Here is a 16,786-nt window from a genome sequence, read left to right on the forward strand (position 1 = left end):
GCGCGACGGACGTTCCGGCTCACCCGCGCCTGCGACCACGGCGTCCTCGGGCTGAGCGGCGCCTGCGACCACGGCGTCCTCGGGCTGAGCGGCGCCTGCGACCACGGCGTCCTCGGGCTGAGCGGCGCGGCGGAGACCTCGGGGCGGGCGGAGGGAGCAACAGCCGCGGATCCACGCCCCACGCCCTGTGCGCCGCGCCATTCCGGCACCGCGACCGCTCTCCCGGAGCGTCGATGACTCACCTGTGGAGTTCCGTAGTCGTCCGGACTGTCGTTCGCTCTGGTCTCTCGGTTGCAGTTGGCCGCGGCCTGCGCCCTCCGGCCGGCGGACGACCACGCCGGCCGCTGGTGGACGCTCTGCCACGCCTACCGGCGATGGGCCCTGGACCATCCGCCGGACTTCACCCTGATCTTCGGTGCCCCGGTCCCCGGTTCGCACGTCCCCGAGCCTGTCACGGGGCCCGCGGCCGCACGGTTCGTCGAGGTCCACCTCGATGTGCTCGCCGAGGCCGTCCGGGCGGGAGCCGTCCTCCCGGACCGCGCCGGGGTCCCGGACACCGTCGAGACCGGGCCGCTGCTGGACGACCTGCTGCGGCGGAGCGGCAAGGAGTGTTCGCCCCGGCTGGCCGCCATCGGCCTCACCGCCTGGGCCTCGGTACTCGGCTATCTGGTCGCCGAGGTCCACGGCAGCCTGCGCCGTCTCATCGGCGACACCGACGCCCTGTTCGCGGCACACGTCCGCAGTGTGATGCTCGCCATGGGGTTCGACCGCGAGCTCACCGACGACGCGGCACAGCGCCTCGCCTGACCGGCCCCCGGGCACGAAAGAGGCCGACGACCGCGTTTCCGCGTGTCATCGGCCTCTTTCACGAGGGTGAGTGACGGGACTTGAACCCGCGACTTCCTGGACCACAACCAGGTGCTCTACCAGCTGAGCTACACCCACCATGGCCTTGTCGGTTGAGATCAGCCACTTCCCCGACCGGCCGAGAAAAAGTGTACATGCTCCGAAGGGGTGCTCGCGCACGGCTTTTCCCGAGGGTGTCGCCGACCCCCTCCGCACCCCTACTGAGCAGGCAGGACGTGCTTGGCCGCGATCTTCTTCGCGGTCTCCGAGTCGGGCCCCGGCTGGGGTACGAACACGGCCTCGCGGTAGTAGCGCAGCTCCGCGATGGACTCCCGGATGTCGGCGAGGGCGCGGTGGTTGCCGTTCTTCTCCGGGCTGTTGAAGTACGCCCGCGGGTACCAGCGGCGGGCCAGCTCCTTGATGCTGGAGACGTCCACGATGCGGTAGTGCAGGTAGTCCTCCAGGGTCGGCATGTCGCGCAGCAGGAAACCGCGGTCGGTGCCCACGGAGTTGCCGCACAGGGGGGCCTTGCCCGGCTCCTTGACGTGCTCGCGCACGTAGTCGAGGACCCGCCGCTCGGCGTCCTCGAGCGTCGTGCCGCCCTCCAGCTCGGCGAGCAGCCCGGACGCGGTGTGCATCTCGCGCACCACCTCCGGCATCGTCTCCAGGGCCCGCTCCGGCGGGCGGATGACGATGTCCACGCCCTCACCGAGCACGTTCAGCTCGGAGTCGGTGACGAGGGCGGCCACTTCGATGAGCGCGTCGTCCGACAGCGAGAGGCCGGTCATCTCGCAGTCGATCCACACCATGCGATCGTTCATATGTCTAACCTTACGGCCCGGTAGGCCGTGCGGACCCCGCTGGTCGTACCAACGGTGTCGGTGTGAACGTCACAGGACCCCGGACATGGGGACCTGCGGACGTAGGGCCCCCGGACGTAGGGCCCCCGGACATACGGACGGGCCGGGAGCCGCCGCTCCCGGCCCGTCCGAGTGCCGGTGTCATCTCACGGAGCGCTGCGCTGCCCCGGCACACCGTGCGCCGAGGCCGTCAGGGACACGCCCAGCGCTCCGGCCGCCGCCGTGCGCCGGGACTGGTGCGGCAGCGGACTGTCCGGGTGCAGCGCCGGCGGCATCGGATGCCCCGGATGGCCGGGCGGACCGGACGGGACGGTCCCCTGGGCGGCCGGGGCGCCCTCGCCGTCCTGGTTCCGGTCGGCCTGCGGCCGCCGCGCGCGGTACGCGGCCCGGTAGGCGGCGGGTGACGAGCCCAGCTGACGGCGGAAGTGGCCGCGCAGCGCGACCGGCGAGCGGAATCCGCAGCGCCCGGCGACCTCGTCCACCGAGTAGTCCGACGTCTCCAGCAGCCGCTGCGCCTGGAGCACCCGCTGCGTGATCAGCCACTGCAACGGCGCGCTGCCGGTCAGCGAGCGGAACCGGCGGTCGAAGGTACGGCGGCTCATGTACGCGCGGGCCGCCAGCGTCTCCACGTCGAACTGCTCGTGGAGGTGCTCCAGTGCCCAGGCGACGACCTCGGCGAGCGGGTCGGCGCCGATCTCCTCCGGTAAAGACCTGTCGAGGTAGCGCTCCTGGCCGCCGCTGCGGCGCGGCGGGACCACCAGGCGCCGGGCGAGCGCGCCGGCCGCCTCGTTGCCGTGATCCGTGCGCACGATGTGCAGGCACAGGTCGATCCCGGCCGCGGTGCCGGCCGAGGTCAAAACGTCGCCGTCGTCCACGAAGAGTTCCCGCGGATCGACGTGCACCGACGGATAGCGTTTCGCCAGCGTCGGCGCGTACATCCAGTGTGTGGTCGCGGGCCGGCCGTCCAGCAGGCCCGCCGCGGCGAGTACGAAGGCGCCGGTGCACAGCCCGACGATGCGGGCGCCCTCCTCATGGGCCCGCCGCAGCGCGTCGAGCGCCTCCTCCGGTGGCGGGGAGGTGATCGAACGCCAGGCCGGCACGACGACGGTGCCCGCCCGGGATATCGCCTCCAGGCCATGTGGTGCGGTGAGTTCCAGGCCCCCTGTGGTCCGCAGCGGGCCGTCCTCGCCTCCGCACACCAGCAGGCGGTAGCGCGGTACGCCGGCGTCCTGGCGATCAACCCCGAACACCGACAGCGGTATGGAACTCTCGAAGATGGGGCCGCCGCTGAACAGCAGCACCGCGACGATCTCCTTGCGGCGCCGCCCGGAGAGTTTCCGGACAGCGATTTCCGGCGCGGCAGTGGAGTCGTGGCTCATACTGCTAAGCCCCCCTCGGTGGTCGCGGCTCCTCGGTTGTGTCGCTCCTGCACGTTTCCCCTCGGTCCTGCACGAGTCCCCCGCCGTACGACGTCAAGATCGAATCTACTGTGTCGCGTCGCGCCCGGGTGGCGAGTTCGTCACCCGGCACATTGTCGACTTGGCAACTTGGCGTGAAGCATTCGATCACGAAGGGTCGCACTCGCGGGGCGTGCAGGGAAGTGCGCCTCGTCGCGGTGGCCAATCCCCATAGGGCGCGCAGGGTGCGCGGGACCCTTTCCGTGCAGGTCGAACGGGGATTGGGGGGTGGTTCCGGCGGGGGATGCACACCGGCCGGAAGTTGGCTGAAAAGATGCGGGCGTGGGCGCGGAAACCGGTCAACCGACCGGTGTGTCCCCGCCATCGCGCGGCGGCCGCCCGGCGAGCCGCCGGGACCGGCGCAGCAGCAGCCGGCAGACCCCGGTGACCGCCGCCAGGCCCAGGGCGACGCCGGCCGCCCCCGCGGCCGAGGAGCCGCACCACACCAGCACCACCGGCACGAGCAGACAGCCGAACGCCGCCCAGCGGATCAGGTCGGTCACCGGGTCCCGGGACGGCGGTGCCGTACGATCCCGCTCGGGCGTGGGACCGGGTCCGGACATGAGAGGCTCCCTGTGCGTGGCTCGCCGGGTTCAACGCGTGGCCGGCCTCCCGGTCACCGCGGGCGGCCCGGACGGTTCTCCGCGTTTACGCCGGGTGAATCCCGTGCAAACCACCTGTACTGGGCAGCAACCGTTGCGTGACGGGCGGCCCCTCGTGCATGCTCCGGGGAACCCGCCTGCCGGTACGCGCCGGGTCTGGGCTCAGGAGGCGTGCCGCCGTACCCTTGGGGGTATGGGGTTGGGAAGACCATTCCCGGACACAGCTCCGCCGCACACTGTCGTCCCCCATAGAAGGATCACCACCCCGAGACAGCCATGGCCGGTCATGAATTCTTCGAACCCGCGGACCGCAAGCGGCCGGTCGCCGATCCCACGGCGGCCGAACCCCTGGCAGCGGAGGAATCACGTCACCCCTGCGACCCCGCGTTCCGGCACGGTGTGGTCGTCGGCTTCGACGGATCCACCTCGAGCGAGCGGGCCCTCGCCTACGCCATCGGCATGGCGCGGCGCATCGGTTCGGGCCTGATCATCGTCCACGTCGCCAACCGGCTGCCCACTACGGTGTGGGCGGGCTGCGAGCCCCCCGTCTTCGTGGACGTCCCGGACCACCGCACGGAGGTGCTCGGACTCGAGCTCGCCTGTGCGGACTATCTGGCCGAGGTGCCGTGGATCCTGGTCGAGCGCGGCGGGGACATCTGCCACGAACTCGAAGAGGTGGGGCGGGAGTACGAAGCCGACGCGATCGTCGTGGGTTCCACCCACGGGCTCGTGGGGCGGCTGTTCGGGTCCGTCGCGGGGAGGCTGGCGAAGCGGGCGCAGCGGCCGGTGGTTGTCATTCCGTGAGTGGGGGACGGGCCCCCGCGTGTTGACCGGCAACATGCGGGGGCCCGTCCCGTTTCGTCGGCCCGTACAGCTGAGCGGGCGTTGATCGCGCCCGCTCAGGCGGTGCCGCACATCGACACGGCTCCGCGCCCCGGGTGTGTGGCCCGGCCGTCCGTGGGGGCGGGGCCGCCGATTGACGCGGGCCCGCCCCGGGCGTCCTACTCCACCGTGACCGACTTCGCCAGGTTGCGGGGCTTGTCGATGTCCCTGCCGAGGGCCAGGGCCGTGTGATAGGCGAGGAGTTGGAGGGGGATGCCCATCAGGATGGGGTCCAGCTCGTCCTCGTTCTTGGGGACGAGGAGCGTGTGGTCGGCCTTCTCCTGCTCCTGGTGGGCGACCGCGACGATCCGGCCGCTGCGGGCCTTGATCTCCTCCATCGCCGCGCGGTTCTTCTCCAGCAGGTCGTCGTCCGGGACGATCGCGACCGTGGGGAGGGCCGGCTCGATCAGGGCCAGCGGACCGTGCTTGAGCTCGGAGGCCGGGTAGGCCTCGGCGTGGATGTAGGAGACCTCCTTGAGCTTCAGGGAGGCCTCGCGGGCCACCGGGTAGCCCCGGACACGGCCGATGAAGAGCATCGAGCGGGCCTCGGCGTACTCCAGGGCCAGCTTCTTGATCTCCTCCTCCTGCTCCATGATCTCGGCGATCTGGGCGGGCAGGCGGCGCAGCCCCTCGATGATCCGCTTGCCGTCGCGCACCGACAGGTCACGCGTGCGGCCCAGGTGCAGGGCGAGCAGGGCGAAGGCGACCGTGGTGTTGGTGAAGCACTTGGTGGACACCACGCACACCTCGGGGCCGGCGTGCACATAGACGCCGCCGTCGGCCTCGCGGGCGATCGCGGAGCCGACCACGTTGACCACGCCCAGCACCCGCGCGCCCTTGCGCTTCAGCTCCTGCACGGCGGCGAGCACGTCGTACGTCTCACCGGACTGGGAGACCGCGATGTACAGGGTGTCGGGATCCACGACCGCGTTGCGGTAGCGGAACTCGGAGGCCGGCTCGGCGTCGGCGGGGATGCGGGCCAGCTCCTCGATCATCTGCGCGCCGATCATGCCGGCGTGGTACGAGGTGCCGCAGCCGAGGATCTTCACCCGGCGGATCAGGCGGGCCTCGCGGGCGTCCAGGTTCAGGCCGCCCAGGCGCACGGTGGCGAAGCGGTCCTCGATCCGGCCGCGCAGCACCCGGTCCACGGCCTCGGCCTGCTCGTGGATCTCCTTGTGCATGTAGGTGTCGTGGCCGCCCATGTCGTACGAGGCCGCCTCCCACTCCACGGTGGTCGGCTCGGCGGTGGTACGGGTGCCCTCGGTGGTGTAGGTGCGGAAGTCGTCGGCCTTGAGGGTGGCCATCTCGCCGTCGTCGAGGGTGACGATCTGGCGGGTGTGGGCGACCAGCGCGGCGATGTCGGAGGCGACGAACATCTCCTTCTCGCCGATGCCGAGGACGACCGGGGAGCCGTTGCGGGCGACGACGATGCGGTCCGGGAAGTCGGCGTGCAGCACGGCGATGCCGTAGGTGCCCTCGACGAGGCGCACGGTCTCGCGGACCTTGTCCTCCAGCTTCTCGGCCGAGGAGCGGGCGATCAGGTGGACGAGGACCTCGGTGTCGGTCTCGGAGAGGAACTCGACGCCGTCGGCCTCCAGCTTGCGGCGCAGGTCGGCGGCGTTGTCGATGATGCCGTTGTGGACGACGGCGACCTTGCCCTCGGCGTCCAGGTGCGGATGGGCGTTCACGTCGGAGGGGGCGCCGTGGGTGGCCCAGCGGGTGTGGGCTATGCCGGTGGTGCCCTTGAAGCGCGCCGGGACCTTCGCCTCCAGGTCGCGCACCCGGCCCTTGCCCTTGACTATCTTCAGGCCGGCCGTCTTCGGGGACGTGACGACGATGCCCGCCGAGTCGTAGCCGCGGTACTCCAGGCGCTGGAGCCCCTCGAGCAGCAGGGGAGCGACCTCACGCCTGCCGATGTATCCGACGATTCCGCACATATACGTAGGTTCCTAGCCGTAGACGATGCGGCGCAGCTGCCGGAGGGAGAGCTCCGGCGGCGCCACCGCTCGGTATCTGAGGTCCGCCTCGATCCGTTCGAAGATCGTCGCGTTCACCAGGCCCTGGGCCTGGAGCTCGCGGTGGCGGCGACGGACGTACTCCTCGGTCGTCTCGTCGAAGTAGGCGAGCACGTCCTGGACCACGCGCAGCGCCTCGCCCCGGCTGAGGGGCGTGGACCGCGTCAGATGATCAACAAGTTCGTCGTGCACCCGATGATCCTGGGGTACAGGAGGCGGTTACGCAAGAATCGTGCCCGATTTCGGGCAGGAGCTGGACGGTCGGCGTTACATACGCTTCAGAATCGCCTGTTTGGCGAGGGTGAACTCCTCATCCGTGAGCACTCCGGACCGGTGCAGCTCGCCCAGCTCCCGCAGCCGGCGCAGCAGCGCGTCGTGGTCGTCCTCGGCCGGGGAGGGGGCCGCCGGCGGCCGGTCGGCGGCCTCGAGTACCCGCGCCCGGTCGTCGGCGGGGGCCGCGGGATGCGGCAGACGGGCCTGGACGGCCGCGGCGACGAGCGCCATCAGGGGGTCCTTCTTGAAGCCCCACAGCTCCACCGCGTGGGGGTCGTACTTGGCCGGGGCCTTGGTGGGGGAGTTGCGCACATGGAAGCGCAGGTGCCCGTTCTCCAGACCGGCCGCCGGCTGCCACTCCACGCCCGTCAGGTCCGTCAGCGCGAGGGTGCGGGGCCCGGCGGCGGCCTTGGCGTCCTCCGTCTTCCAGTTCCACTCCAGCCGGATCCGCTCCCCGTCGAAGCTCACCGTCCCGTCCCCGGCGGACACGGACAGCGGAACCGCCGGGCCCGGCAGCAGATACGAGGTGACCGGGTCCGTGGGGACCTGGTCGAGGAGCAGGGCGGTGCGGACCTCTTCCGTGAAGTACTCGGCGACGCCGTAGCGGTCGGAGTCGACGATCAGCTGGTAGGGGTCGTGCGGCTCGGTGAGCCGGCCGCCGGCCGCGTGCAGCAGCGGGTCGGCGCCGTCCCGCAGCCGCAGCCTGAGCCGCCCCGCCTTCTTGCCCTGCTCGAACGAGATCCCCGCCAACGCGCGCAGGGGCAGCACCAGTTCACCCAGGGTCCTGCGCAGCAGACCGACGTTCTTGTCCCGTCCGGGAGTCAGTCGCAGGGCCTCCCCGTCGAACGTCCACGTACCGTCCTTCTGGATGATTTCCGCCATGGGGTGATTGTTTCACCGGAACGGCGGCGGAGTGGTCCGGTCCGATCCGGGTTCTCCGGTGCGGACTTGGGGCGAAGGCTGCGCGCGGGGCGTGGCCGGCCGCGCTCAGTTGTCCAGCACCGCCAGGGCGTCGATCTCGACGAGCAGTCCCGGCGGGAGTGGCATGTAGACGGTGGTGCGGGCGGGGAAGGGCGTGCCGACGGCCGCCGCGTACGCCTCGTTCATATCGGCCAGGTGGGCAGGGTCGGTGAGGTACACACGCAGCATCACGACGTCCTCGAACCCGGCGCCGGCCGCCTCGAGTACGGCGGCGACGTTGCGCAGCACCTGTGCGGTCTGCTCGGCGACCGTGGTGCCGACGACCGCGCCGGTGTCCGGGGCGAGGGGAAGCTGGCCGGAGACCTGCACGACGGGGCCCTTGCGGATGCCCTGGGACAGCGGGGCCGGCAGGGAGGGCGCGTGTTCGGTGGTGATGACGGTTCTGGTCATGGTGCGTCCTTGAGAAGGTGCGCCCGGAGGGTCAGCTCCAGGCCTGGCGTTCATGGCTGCTCGGGTCGTCCAGCTGGGTCCACTCGGCGTCGATGCGCAGGGTGGCCCGGCGCTCGGTGTCATACCGGTCCCAGCCGGGGTCGCCGGTGCGGGCGAACCGGATCCAGGCGTCGTGCACGCGCGTGGCGAGGTCCGCGGGGGGCTTGTCGGGGCCGAGCAGGGCACGGGGGCCGTTCAGCTCGGGACGGTCGGTGAGGTCGAAGACGAAGGGCAGCTCCACCGCGTGGGTGGCGCCGAGTTGCCCGTCGAGTGCCCGGGAGCGCCAGGCGAACCGGTAGGCGTAGGTCGCGGACCCGGGGTGGGCGGCATGGGCGTCGGCCAGGGCGTGGCTGCCCGCGCCGAACAGGGCATCGGCCAGGATGGCGGAGCGCAGTTCCCCGAAGGACGCCTCGGGGCGTGTCGTGCGGTAGGTCTCGACGAGCCTGGCCGGCTCGGGGTGCGAGCGCGCCGCCACGGCGTCGACATCCGCGGCGGTCGAGGTGGCGTACGTGCCGAAGGGGACCAGGTAGAGGTTGCCCTCCTCGGTGTTGGTGCCGATGAGCAGGTCGACGCCGGCGCCCCGTCCGGCGGCGACGGCCGCGGCGGGCTGGGTGTCGAGGACGAGGCTGAAGGGGCTGAGGCCGACCAGCGGGTCGTAGTGGGTCTCGGTGCGCAGGTCGACACCGGGCAACCGGGAGGCGGCGTCCACCAGGCGCTCGTCGGAGATGTCCGCGAAGGCGTCGGCGTGGGGCGCCGTGCCCAGTGCCTCGGCCGCCGCCTCGGTGACGCGGGCGGCCTGTTCGGTGGTGAACGCGCCCAGTCCGTTGCCGCTCTGGACGATGGCCCGCCGGAACAGGCCGGCGGCCTCGGGGGTGGCCAGGACGCCGCCGACGATCGTCGCGCCGGCGGACTGGCCGAACAGGGTGACGTGGTGCGGGTCACCGCCGAAGGCCGCGATGTTCTCCCGCACCCAGCGCAGCGCGGCGACGACGTCGAGCAGACCGCGGTTGGCGGGCGCCCCGGGGAGGTCGAGGAAGCCGGCGATGCCCAGCCGGTAGTTGAGGGTGACGAGGACGACACCGTCGCGGGCGAACGCGGAACCGTCGTACAGCGTGGACCGTGTCGAGCCGGCGACGAATCCGCCGCCGTGGACGAACACCATGACCGGCAGGTCGTCGGCGCCGGCGGCAGGCGTGAAGACGTTGACGGTGAGATAGTCCTCGCCCCGGCTCCAGCCGGTGCCGAAGTAGGGGGTCATCTCCACGTCGCCGAGGCTGCGTTCGGACTGCGGCGCGTTGGGCCCGGGCGTGGTCGCGTCCCGTACGCCGTCCCACGGCGCGTGCGGCTGCGGGGGCGCGAAGCGGCCGGCACCGCGGGGCGGGGCGGCGTAGGGGATGTTCAGGAAAGTGAGGGAGTCGCCTCGGCGTGCCCCACGGACCGCTCCCTGAGCGGTGGTCACGACGGGGTCGGTGTGCGGGCTCATGTCTGGTGCCTCTCCGCGGGTCTCAGACCTGCTCGGTGTACGGGGTGAAGGGCGCCCAGCCCTTGATGGCGAACTTGTCGCCCTCGCGGACGACTTCGGCCGCGCCGCTTCCGGCGAGGTGCGCGGGGAAGACGAGGGCGTTGTCGTCGGCCGCCGCGCCCAGGAGTGTGCGGCGGGTGGCGCGGGCTTCGGCGGGGTCCTCGCAGAAGCAGCTGTTGGCGTCCGGCTCGTGGATCTGGATCGGGCTGTGCATCAGGTCCCCGACGAAGAGGGCCCGGTCCGATCCGGACTCCAGCCTCAGCACCGACGAGCCGGGAGTGTGGCCGGGGGCGAGGTCGAGGCGCAGGTTGCGGTCGATCCGGTGGCTGCCCTCCCAGAGGTGGGTCAGGCCGGCCTCGTGCACGGGGGCGACGCTGTCCTCGAAGACGTTCTGGTTGCCGCGGCCGAACAGGGTCTTGATCTCGTTGGCAGGGTTCCAGTAGTCGAAGTCCGCCTTGGCCATGAGGTAGGTGGCGTTGGGGAACGTCGGCACCCAGGTGCGGCCGTCGAGGTAGGTGTTCCAGCCGACGTGGTCGATGTGCAGATGCGTGTTGACCACGATGTCGACGTCCTCGGGCTGAACCCCGGCGCGGGCGAGATTGTCCAGGAAGCCGGTGTCCAGCCGGCTCCACACGGGCGCGTACGGACGCTCCTTGTGGTTGCCGACGCCGGTGTCGACCAGGATGGTCCTGCCCTCGCTGCGCAGTACCCAGGTCTGGATCGCGGAGTTCACGATGTTGGTCTCGGCGTTCAGGAAGTCCGGGACCAGCCAGGAACGGTGGGTGTCCCACGCGTGGGCGGGGCTCTCCGGTACGAACACTTCGGGCGTCAGGTCGACGGGACCGTAGTACTCCCGGACACGGGTCACGGTGACGTCGCCCAGGGTGATGGTGTCCACTGTTGTCTCCAGTTCGATCATGGTTCCGCGCGCTCGGTCCGCGGACGCGGGCGCGCCCGACGAGCGGCAGCTGTACGGGTACGTGGGCCGCGCCCTTCCGGGGCGGGGTGGTCGCGGCAGCCGGCCGGTGGTGCGTGGCCGGCGTCCCGGTGTCCCCGGCCTCGGGGCGCTCCGGCCGCGGAGGCCGGTTGCGGCATCGGACCGTGGGGTCCTCGCCGACGGGAACGGGGCCGCCTGTATGCGTCCGTCGTGGACGGCCCTGCTCAGCCATGGTGCGTCCGCCCGGGCATGCCGCGGTATACGTCACCTGACTGCACCTGGGACGGCGGGGGGAGCAATTCCGCGGTCGGGCACCCCCGGCCGGGTCCGGCGGGCTCAGCAGGCCGCCGCTCGTCCCGGGCCGGGCCGCGACGCCCCCTCGCCGCCCGCGGCGGGAGCCGCGCCGTCCTCGGCGGCCGGCGCGGGCGGGTCCATGGCCTCGGTGAGCGCGATCAGGGTGAGGTCGAGGCGGTCGATGTGGAGCAGCAGGCGCTGCCGCGGTGACGGTGGGCCGTGGCATGCGCGCCGTTCGCCGGAGAGCAGCAACAGTGCTCCGGCGACCTCGGGGCGTGCCGAAGGGGAAGCGGTGCCCCGCCGGTGGCTCGCGAGGCGGAACAGGTGCGTGACCTTCTCCTGGACGCGGTCGGCCGACGCGGTGAGCCCGGTACCACGAGCAGCGTCCTCGCTCTGCGGGAAGAGCCCGGCCACGACGGCCGCACTCCGCGCGTGGTAGGCACCGGCTTCCAGCAGTCCGAGCAGATGGCGGGCGCGGTCACGGCGGCCGCGCCAGGGATTGAGGGGGTGGGTGAGCGGCAGGCAGGCTTTCCGGAAGGACGCCAGGGCCCGGTCGAGATCGTGGGCCGTGCGGATCGGGTCCGTCGTGGAGCCGGTGCCCGGACCGTGAGCCGTCATGCGGACCAGACGCCCGAGGACCAGGAGGAAGTGGGCCAGCTCCTCGTCAGTGGCCCGGCGGACCGTCATGGGCAGCACGGCCACGGTGGCGAGGACGCCGCAGGAGACTCCCAGCGCGGTCTCCTGCACCCGCACGACGAGCACGTCCGCCGAGAAGGTGTCCAGCAGCGCGAGCAGCATGCTGAGCGCGCCGGTGATGAAGAACGTCACCGCCCAGTAGGCCCGGGACGGGGTGGCGAAGATCCCGAACACGCACGCCAGCAGCAGGCCCAGGAGCAGGGGTTCGTACGGTCCGGCCAGGGCGGCGAGGCCGTAGCCGAACACCGCGCCGAGCACTGTGCCCGCCAGCCGGCGGGCGCTCTGCAGCAGGACTTCGCCCGTGCTCGTGGTGTTGGTGAACACGACCCAGGTGGCGACGACCGCCCAGTACCAGTGGTCCTGTGACAGCACGTGACCGCACAGGAGGGACAGCGCGGAGGCGGCGGTCACCTGGACGGCGTGCCGGGCCGTCGCGCGCCGGTGGTCCTCCCGGTCCGCTCCCGGCGGGCGGTCCCCGGAGCCGGCTCCGCGGTGCCGCCCGCCGCGGGACGCCGTCGTCCGCGGTGCCGCGGGCGCGCGCGGAGCCCTGACGGCCGCACGCGCGGAGTCGGTGTGCGGACCGGGAAGGCGTACGGCCGCGGCCAGCTCGGCGAGCCCCTGGAAGCAGTCCCGCAACGGCGCCGGGCCGGCCGGCCGGAGTGCCGGGGTGTCCTCCCACGCGGTGACCGTGCGCTGGGCGAGCTGGTGGCCGAGACGGCGGATCCGCGCTGCCAGCCGTTGCCGTGCGGCCCGCGCCGCGGGATCGCGGGCGGACGCGTCGACCGCCCGGACCGCCAGGACGGTGAACCGCTGGGCAGCCACCTCCACACGCGCGATGTGCCGCAGGAGCAGGCCGTCGGTGGTCTCGTCGATCGCGCGCTCGCCGAGAAAGTCCTCGATCAGGAGCACGCTCTCGTGCAGTCTGTCCAGACGGCGCTCCAGGGCCGGAGCCACCGCACCGGCGTCCTGCCCGGCGTCGAGCAGGGCGGCCGTGCCGCGCAGGACGTCGTGCAGCCGGGCGTCGAAGGTACGCCGCAGCCGGCCGAGGACACGGGGCGCCGTCATGAACCCCGTGCCGTGGCAGACGCCCACGACGGCCCCGCAGGCGACGAGGACGGCCGCGCCCAGCTGCGGCAGCTGGACGGCCGGTGCCCCGATGAACTGCGACAGGAAGAACGCCATGAAGCCGAAGATGCCCACGCCCTGCCCCCTGGCGCCGTACCGGCGGGCGTGGACGGCCAGGAGGATCAGCAGCAGGAACACGGAGCCGGCCGCGACCGGGTACGGCGTCAGCACGGTTCCGGCGGCCAGGGCCGCGAGGAACACAGGAGCTCCGAGGCCCAGGGTGACCAACTGGTTGCGCGGGTGCAGGTCGCTGATGGCCAGCGAGGTCGCCATCGCGGTGAACCCGCCGACCAGCAACTCGGTGCCGGACCGCCCCACGGCCGTCAGGACTCCGAGGGAGACGGTGGCGCCGAGGACGGCACGCGTCGCGGAGGCGAGGCGCATCAGCCCGGGATCGGCGGCGGCGAGGCGGTCCCGGAACAACGCGGTCTTCGTGGCCGCCATGACGCTCTCCGTACATCCTTCCGTGAGCGCCCCGGGTCGTCGTCGCGGCGAACCGGGTGCCGACGATCCGTCCCGCGGGCGCGGGGTGACTGCCCCTCCACGGCGGCAGAGATCACGACCCGGGGGAGGGGGCACGCACGGCTGCCGGGGGCCGGCCGGGGGTCATACGGCCGGGCACAGGCCCAAGGCGGACAGCTGGGGGACGCCCAGCGGGTCGCGTGTCACGCGTCGTATCTCGACGCACCCGTCGACGGGCCGGAGGCCGTCCCGGGCAGCGCGTTCGACGGGGGCGGCGCTTTTGTCGAGAGCCGCCCTGCGGGCCTGCTCGGGACCGTCGACGCCGTCGACGACGTAGAAGTGACGGACGAGCCGGCCGCATGACGTACGGAAACCAAGTCCCACGAGCCACGGTTCTTCGGTGAGCATGATCGCCCCTTCGGGATGGACCTGTTTCGCATCCCGATTCTGGTTCCGGCCGCGCGCCGCCGGTATGCGTCACGTGACTGCATCGTCCTGTGGGCCGCAGTCGCGGGAGGCCGGTGCCCCGGCATGACCGGAGTACGTCCGCGTTACCATGCGAGAAAGGGGAGTTTCTGGAGCATCCGTGGAAAATGGTCGAATGTCTCGAGGGAATGAGCCCTCCCCACACGATTCCGGTCCGCGGGTGGTGGGGCGGGCGGCCGAGACGGCGGAGATCATGCGGCGGCTCGCCGCCGACCGGTCCCGCGGCGAGGTGTTGATCCTGACGGGCGAACCCGGTGCGGGCAAGAGCCTCCTGCTCGACCTCGCGGCCGCCCGTGCGCGGCGTGACGGTGGCCGGGTGCTGCGAGCCGCCGGCAGCGAATCCGAGGCACACCTCGGATTCGCGGGCCTGCATCAGCTGCTCCGCCCCGTGCTCGGCGAACTGGACGGCCTGCCGGCGCGGCAACGCACCGCGCTCCGGGCCGTCCTGGGTCTGGAGGAGGCTCCGGAGACCTTCGACGGCATGCTCGTCGGTCTCGCCGTACTCACCCTGCTCTCGGACCTGGCCGAACCGGCGCCGCTGCTCGTGGTGGTCGATGACGCCCAGTGGATCGACCGCGCGTCGCTGGACGTGCTCTCCTTCGTGGCCCGGCGCATGGACAGCGAACCGGTCACACTCCTGGTAGGAGTGCGCGCCGCGGCCGCGCTGCCCGGACTCGACAAGGGGTACGACCGCCTCGAGATCGGTCCGCTGAGCACCGAGGCGGCGCATCGGCTGCTCGACCGGCAGCCGGAACCACCCACCGGCCGCACCCGGGTACGGATCCTCCAGGAGTCGGCCGGCAATCCGCTGGCCCTCGTCGAACTCGCCCGGGCCGGTGCGGCCCGGCGGCCCGGTGGCAGCGGCATGGAGGGTCCGCTGCGCGTCACCGACCGGCTGGAGCAAATCTTCGCGGCGCAGGCGGAGTTCCTGCCCGAAGCGACCCGCGGACCGCTGCTGTTGCTCGCGGCCTCCGACACCGCGGACGCGCCCATGGCCTCGCGCGGGCTTCCCGAGACCGACGACCCGGCCTGGGTGCCGGCGGAGCGCGCCGGTCTCGTGCGCCAGGACGGTTCCCGGATCTCCTTCCGGCACCCGCTGATCCGCTCGGCCGTCTACCACGCCGCGTCCTTCGAGGAACGCAGACAGGCGCACCTCGCTCTCGCCGAGTTGCTGACCGAGGAGCCCGACCGCCGCGCCTGGCACCTCGCCGCCGCCACCATGGGGCCCGACGAGGACGTGTCGGCCGCCCTGCGGGGGACGGCCGACCGGGCCCGGCGCCGGGGAGGGCACGCGGCCGCGGCCGCCGCCCTGGAGCGCGCCGCCGAGCTGAGCCCGCACCGCGCGGACCGTGCCCGGCTGCTGGCCGAGGCCGCGGACATGGCCGTGTTCACCGGTCAGCTCGGCTGGGTGGAACACCTGGCCGCCGGGGTCCGCCGGCACAGTGACGACCCGGCGCTGATCAGCGCGGCGTCGCTGGCCACCGGGCGGCTCATGACCCTGCGCCGGCACCACGCGGCGGCCTTCACCCTGCTGACGCGCATCGCGGACGAGTCGGCGGCCGCCCGCTCCCCCCGCGTGCTGGACGCGCTCGCCGCGGCCGCCGTGGTCCGTTACTACTCGGGTGAGGAGTCCCAGCACCAGCGGATCGAGGACCTGCTCTCCGGTCTGCCGGACTCCGCCGGCCTGAGCGCCCTGCGCGCCTGGGTGGGGGCCGTCTCCGACCCCCACGGCACGGGAGCCTCCCTCGCCCCCGCGCTGCCCGGCCTGATCGCCGAGGCGAAGGACGACGCGGTCGGCCTCACCGCGCTCGCCATCGTGGCCTGGCTCCTGGACCGGACCGCTCTCGCCGCCAGGACCTTCGACGAGGCGTTCGACCGGTGGCAGGCCCGCGGCTCGCTGCCGGACGGCCTGGGATGCGCCGTCGGCTGGACCTATCTGGAGCAGGGCCGGTGGGCCGAGGCCCGCTCGGTCGCCGCCGAGATCGCCGGGATGGCGTCGGTGGCCGGGCTGGAACACGCCGAGGCGTGCGCGCAGGCCCTCGACGCGACGGTGCTCGCGCTGCTCGGGGACCCGGACGGAGCGCGACGGTGCGCCGAGCGGGCGCTGGTCCTCGTCGATCCGCTGGAGAGCCGCTCCGTCGCGGTGGCCGCACGCCGTGCCCTGGGCCTGGCGGCGGCGGCCGAGGGCGACCACGACACCGCGTACCGGCATTTCCGCTCCGCGTTCACCGGCGACGGCGACCCGGTGCACTACCACGTCTCCTACACCATCCTGGCCGACCTCGCCGCCGTGGCCGTCCGCCGCGGCCGGCCGCGGGACGCCCTGGCGCTGCTGGAGCGGTCGGACCAGCGTCTGGGAGCGGGCCGGTCGGCACGGATCACCGCCCTGCTCGACCGGGGGCACGCCCTGCTCGCCGACCCGGATCACGCGGAACCGTACTTCGAGGCCGCCCTGGCGGACGACACGGGCGAGCAATGGCCGTTCGAGCGGGCCCAGACTCGGCTGGACTACGGTGAGTGGCTGCGCCGGCAGCGTCGCATCGCCGAGGCCCGCCCCCTGCTGCTCTCGGCCCTCGACACCTTCCAACGGCTGGGCGCGCGACCGTGGATCGAGAGGGCGACGGCCGAACTGCGCGCCGCCGGCATCGAGGCCGCGGACGGCGTGGTGCCCGGCGCCCTCACCGAACTCAGCCCTCAGCAGCAGCAGATCGTCCGGCTCGCGGCCCGCGGCCTGACCAACCGTGAGATCGGGGAGCGGCTCTTCCTCTCACCGCGCACGGTCGGCTCGCACCTCTACCGGGTCTTCCCCAAACTGGGCATCACCGCCCGCTCACAACTCCGCGACGTGGTCGAAGGCACAATGTCGGGCACCGGCACCCGGACCTGAGACGCGCCGTACGGCCACCTGCCGTCCGTCCG

Annotated in this window: 14 protein-coding genes and 1 tRNA gene; 3 read left to right on the plus strand and 12 right to left on the minus strand. The window is 72.6% G+C overall.

From position 1 onward, the window contains the following. The first annotated feature begins 291 nt into the window (after window positions 1–291). Entirely contained in the window at window positions 292–807 is a 516-nt protein-coding gene (locus AC5L3C_RS24120) for a TetR-like C-terminal domain-containing protein (protein WP_493650794.1), read from the plus strand. A 65-nt stretch (window positions 808–872) separates the two neighbouring features. Here AC5L3C_RS24120 and AC5L3C_RS24125 read toward each other — a convergent pair. The 4 genes from AC5L3C_RS24125 to AC5L3C_RS24140 all read right to left on the minus strand — a co-directional run bounded on the left by AC5L3C_RS24125 (window position 873) and on the right by AC5L3C_RS24140 (window position 3,726). Further along, window positions 873–945 (minus strand) — tRNA-His (locus AC5L3C_RS24125). A 119-nt stretch (window positions 946–1,064) separates the two neighbouring features. Next, window positions 1,065–1,667, minus strand: coding sequence for an oligoribonuclease (gene orn / locus AC5L3C_RS24130; RefSeq protein WP_125506332.1), 603 nt, complete (start codon window positions 1,665–1,667; stop codon window positions 1,065–1,067). A gap of 185 nt (window positions 1,668–1,852) precedes the next feature. Next, complete coding sequence (locus AC5L3C_RS24135; protein WP_493650795.1) at window positions 1,853–3,085, minus strand: helix-turn-helix domain-containing protein; 1,233 nt, start codon at window positions 3,083–3,085, stop codon at window positions 1,853–1,855. Between the two features lie 377 nt (window positions 3,086–3,462). After that, on the minus strand, window positions 3,463–3,726 hold the full coding sequence (locus AC5L3C_RS24140) for a hypothetical protein (RefSeq protein ID WP_493650796.1): 264 nt from the start codon (window positions 3,724–3,726) through the stop codon (window positions 3,463–3,465). 315 nt (window positions 3,727–4,041) lie between these two features. Between AC5L3C_RS24140 and AC5L3C_RS24145 the strand changes: the two genes are divergently transcribed. Beyond that, window positions 4,042–4,569, plus strand: coding sequence for a universal stress protein (locus AC5L3C_RS24145; RefSeq protein ID WP_125506334.1), 528 nt, complete (start codon window positions 4,042–4,044; stop codon window positions 4,567–4,569). A 197-nt stretch (window positions 4,570–4,766) separates the two neighbouring features. Here the strand turns inward: AC5L3C_RS24145 and glmS are convergent, their stop codons facing one another. The 8 genes from glmS to AC5L3C_RS24185 form a co-directional block, all read right to left on the minus strand. Continuing rightward, the gene (glmS, locus tag AC5L3C_RS24150) at window positions 4,767–6,584 is read right to left on the minus strand and encodes a glutamine--fructose-6-phosphate transaminase (isomerizing) (RefSeq protein ID WP_493650797.1); all 1,818 of its coding nucleotides are present in this window, start codon (window positions 6,582–6,584) and stop codon (window positions 4,767–4,769) included. Between the two features lie 12 nt (window positions 6,585–6,596). Then, window positions 6,597–6,854: a hypothetical protein gene (locus AC5L3C_RS24155; RefSeq protein WP_030217181.1), complete on the minus strand. Its 258-nt coding sequence runs from the start codon at window positions 6,852–6,854 to the stop codon at window positions 6,597–6,599. A gap of 75 nt (window positions 6,855–6,929) precedes the next feature. Next, complete coding sequence (locus AC5L3C_RS24160; protein WP_493650798.1) at window positions 6,930–7,817, minus strand: DUF4429 domain-containing protein; 888 nt, start codon at window positions 7,815–7,817, stop codon at window positions 6,930–6,932. Between the two features lie 105 nt (window positions 7,818–7,922). Next, entirely contained in the window at window positions 7,923–8,306 is a 384-nt protein-coding gene (locus AC5L3C_RS24165; protein WP_493650799.1) for a RidA family protein, read from the minus strand. Between the two features lie 31 nt (window positions 8,307–8,337). Next, complete coding sequence (locus AC5L3C_RS24170) at window positions 8,338–9,828, minus strand: carboxylesterase/lipase family protein (RefSeq protein WP_493650800.1); 1,491 nt, start codon at window positions 9,826–9,828, stop codon at window positions 8,338–8,340. 22 nt (window positions 9,829–9,850) lie between these two features. Further along, window positions 9,851–10,765: an MBL fold metallo-hydrolase gene (locus AC5L3C_RS24175; RefSeq protein ID WP_493653998.1), complete on the minus strand. Its 915-nt coding sequence runs from the start codon at window positions 10,763–10,765 to the stop codon at window positions 9,851–9,853. Between the two features lie 375 nt (window positions 10,766–11,140). Beyond that, a complete protein-coding gene (locus tag AC5L3C_RS24180; protein ID WP_493650801.1) occupies window positions 11,141–13,363 on the minus strand; it encodes an FUSC family protein in 2,223 nt (740 codons plus the stop codon). Window positions 13,364–13,525: 162 nt separating this feature from the next. After that, the gene (locus tag AC5L3C_RS24185; RefSeq protein WP_493650802.1) at window positions 13,526–13,789 is read right to left on the minus strand and encodes a hypothetical protein; all 264 of its coding nucleotides are present in this window, start codon (window positions 13,787–13,789) and stop codon (window positions 13,526–13,528) included. Window positions 13,790–13,982: 193 nt separating this feature from the next. Here AC5L3C_RS24185 and AC5L3C_RS24190 point away from each other — a divergent pair, with 193 nt between their 5' ends. Next, complete coding sequence (locus AC5L3C_RS24190) at window positions 13,983–16,754, plus strand: helix-turn-helix transcriptional regulator (protein ID WP_493650803.1); 2,772 nt, start codon at window positions 13,983–13,985, stop codon at window positions 16,752–16,754. Window positions 16,755–16,786: the final 32 nt, after the last annotated feature.

The sequence above is a fragment of the Streptomyces speibonae genome, assembly GCF_984686075.1.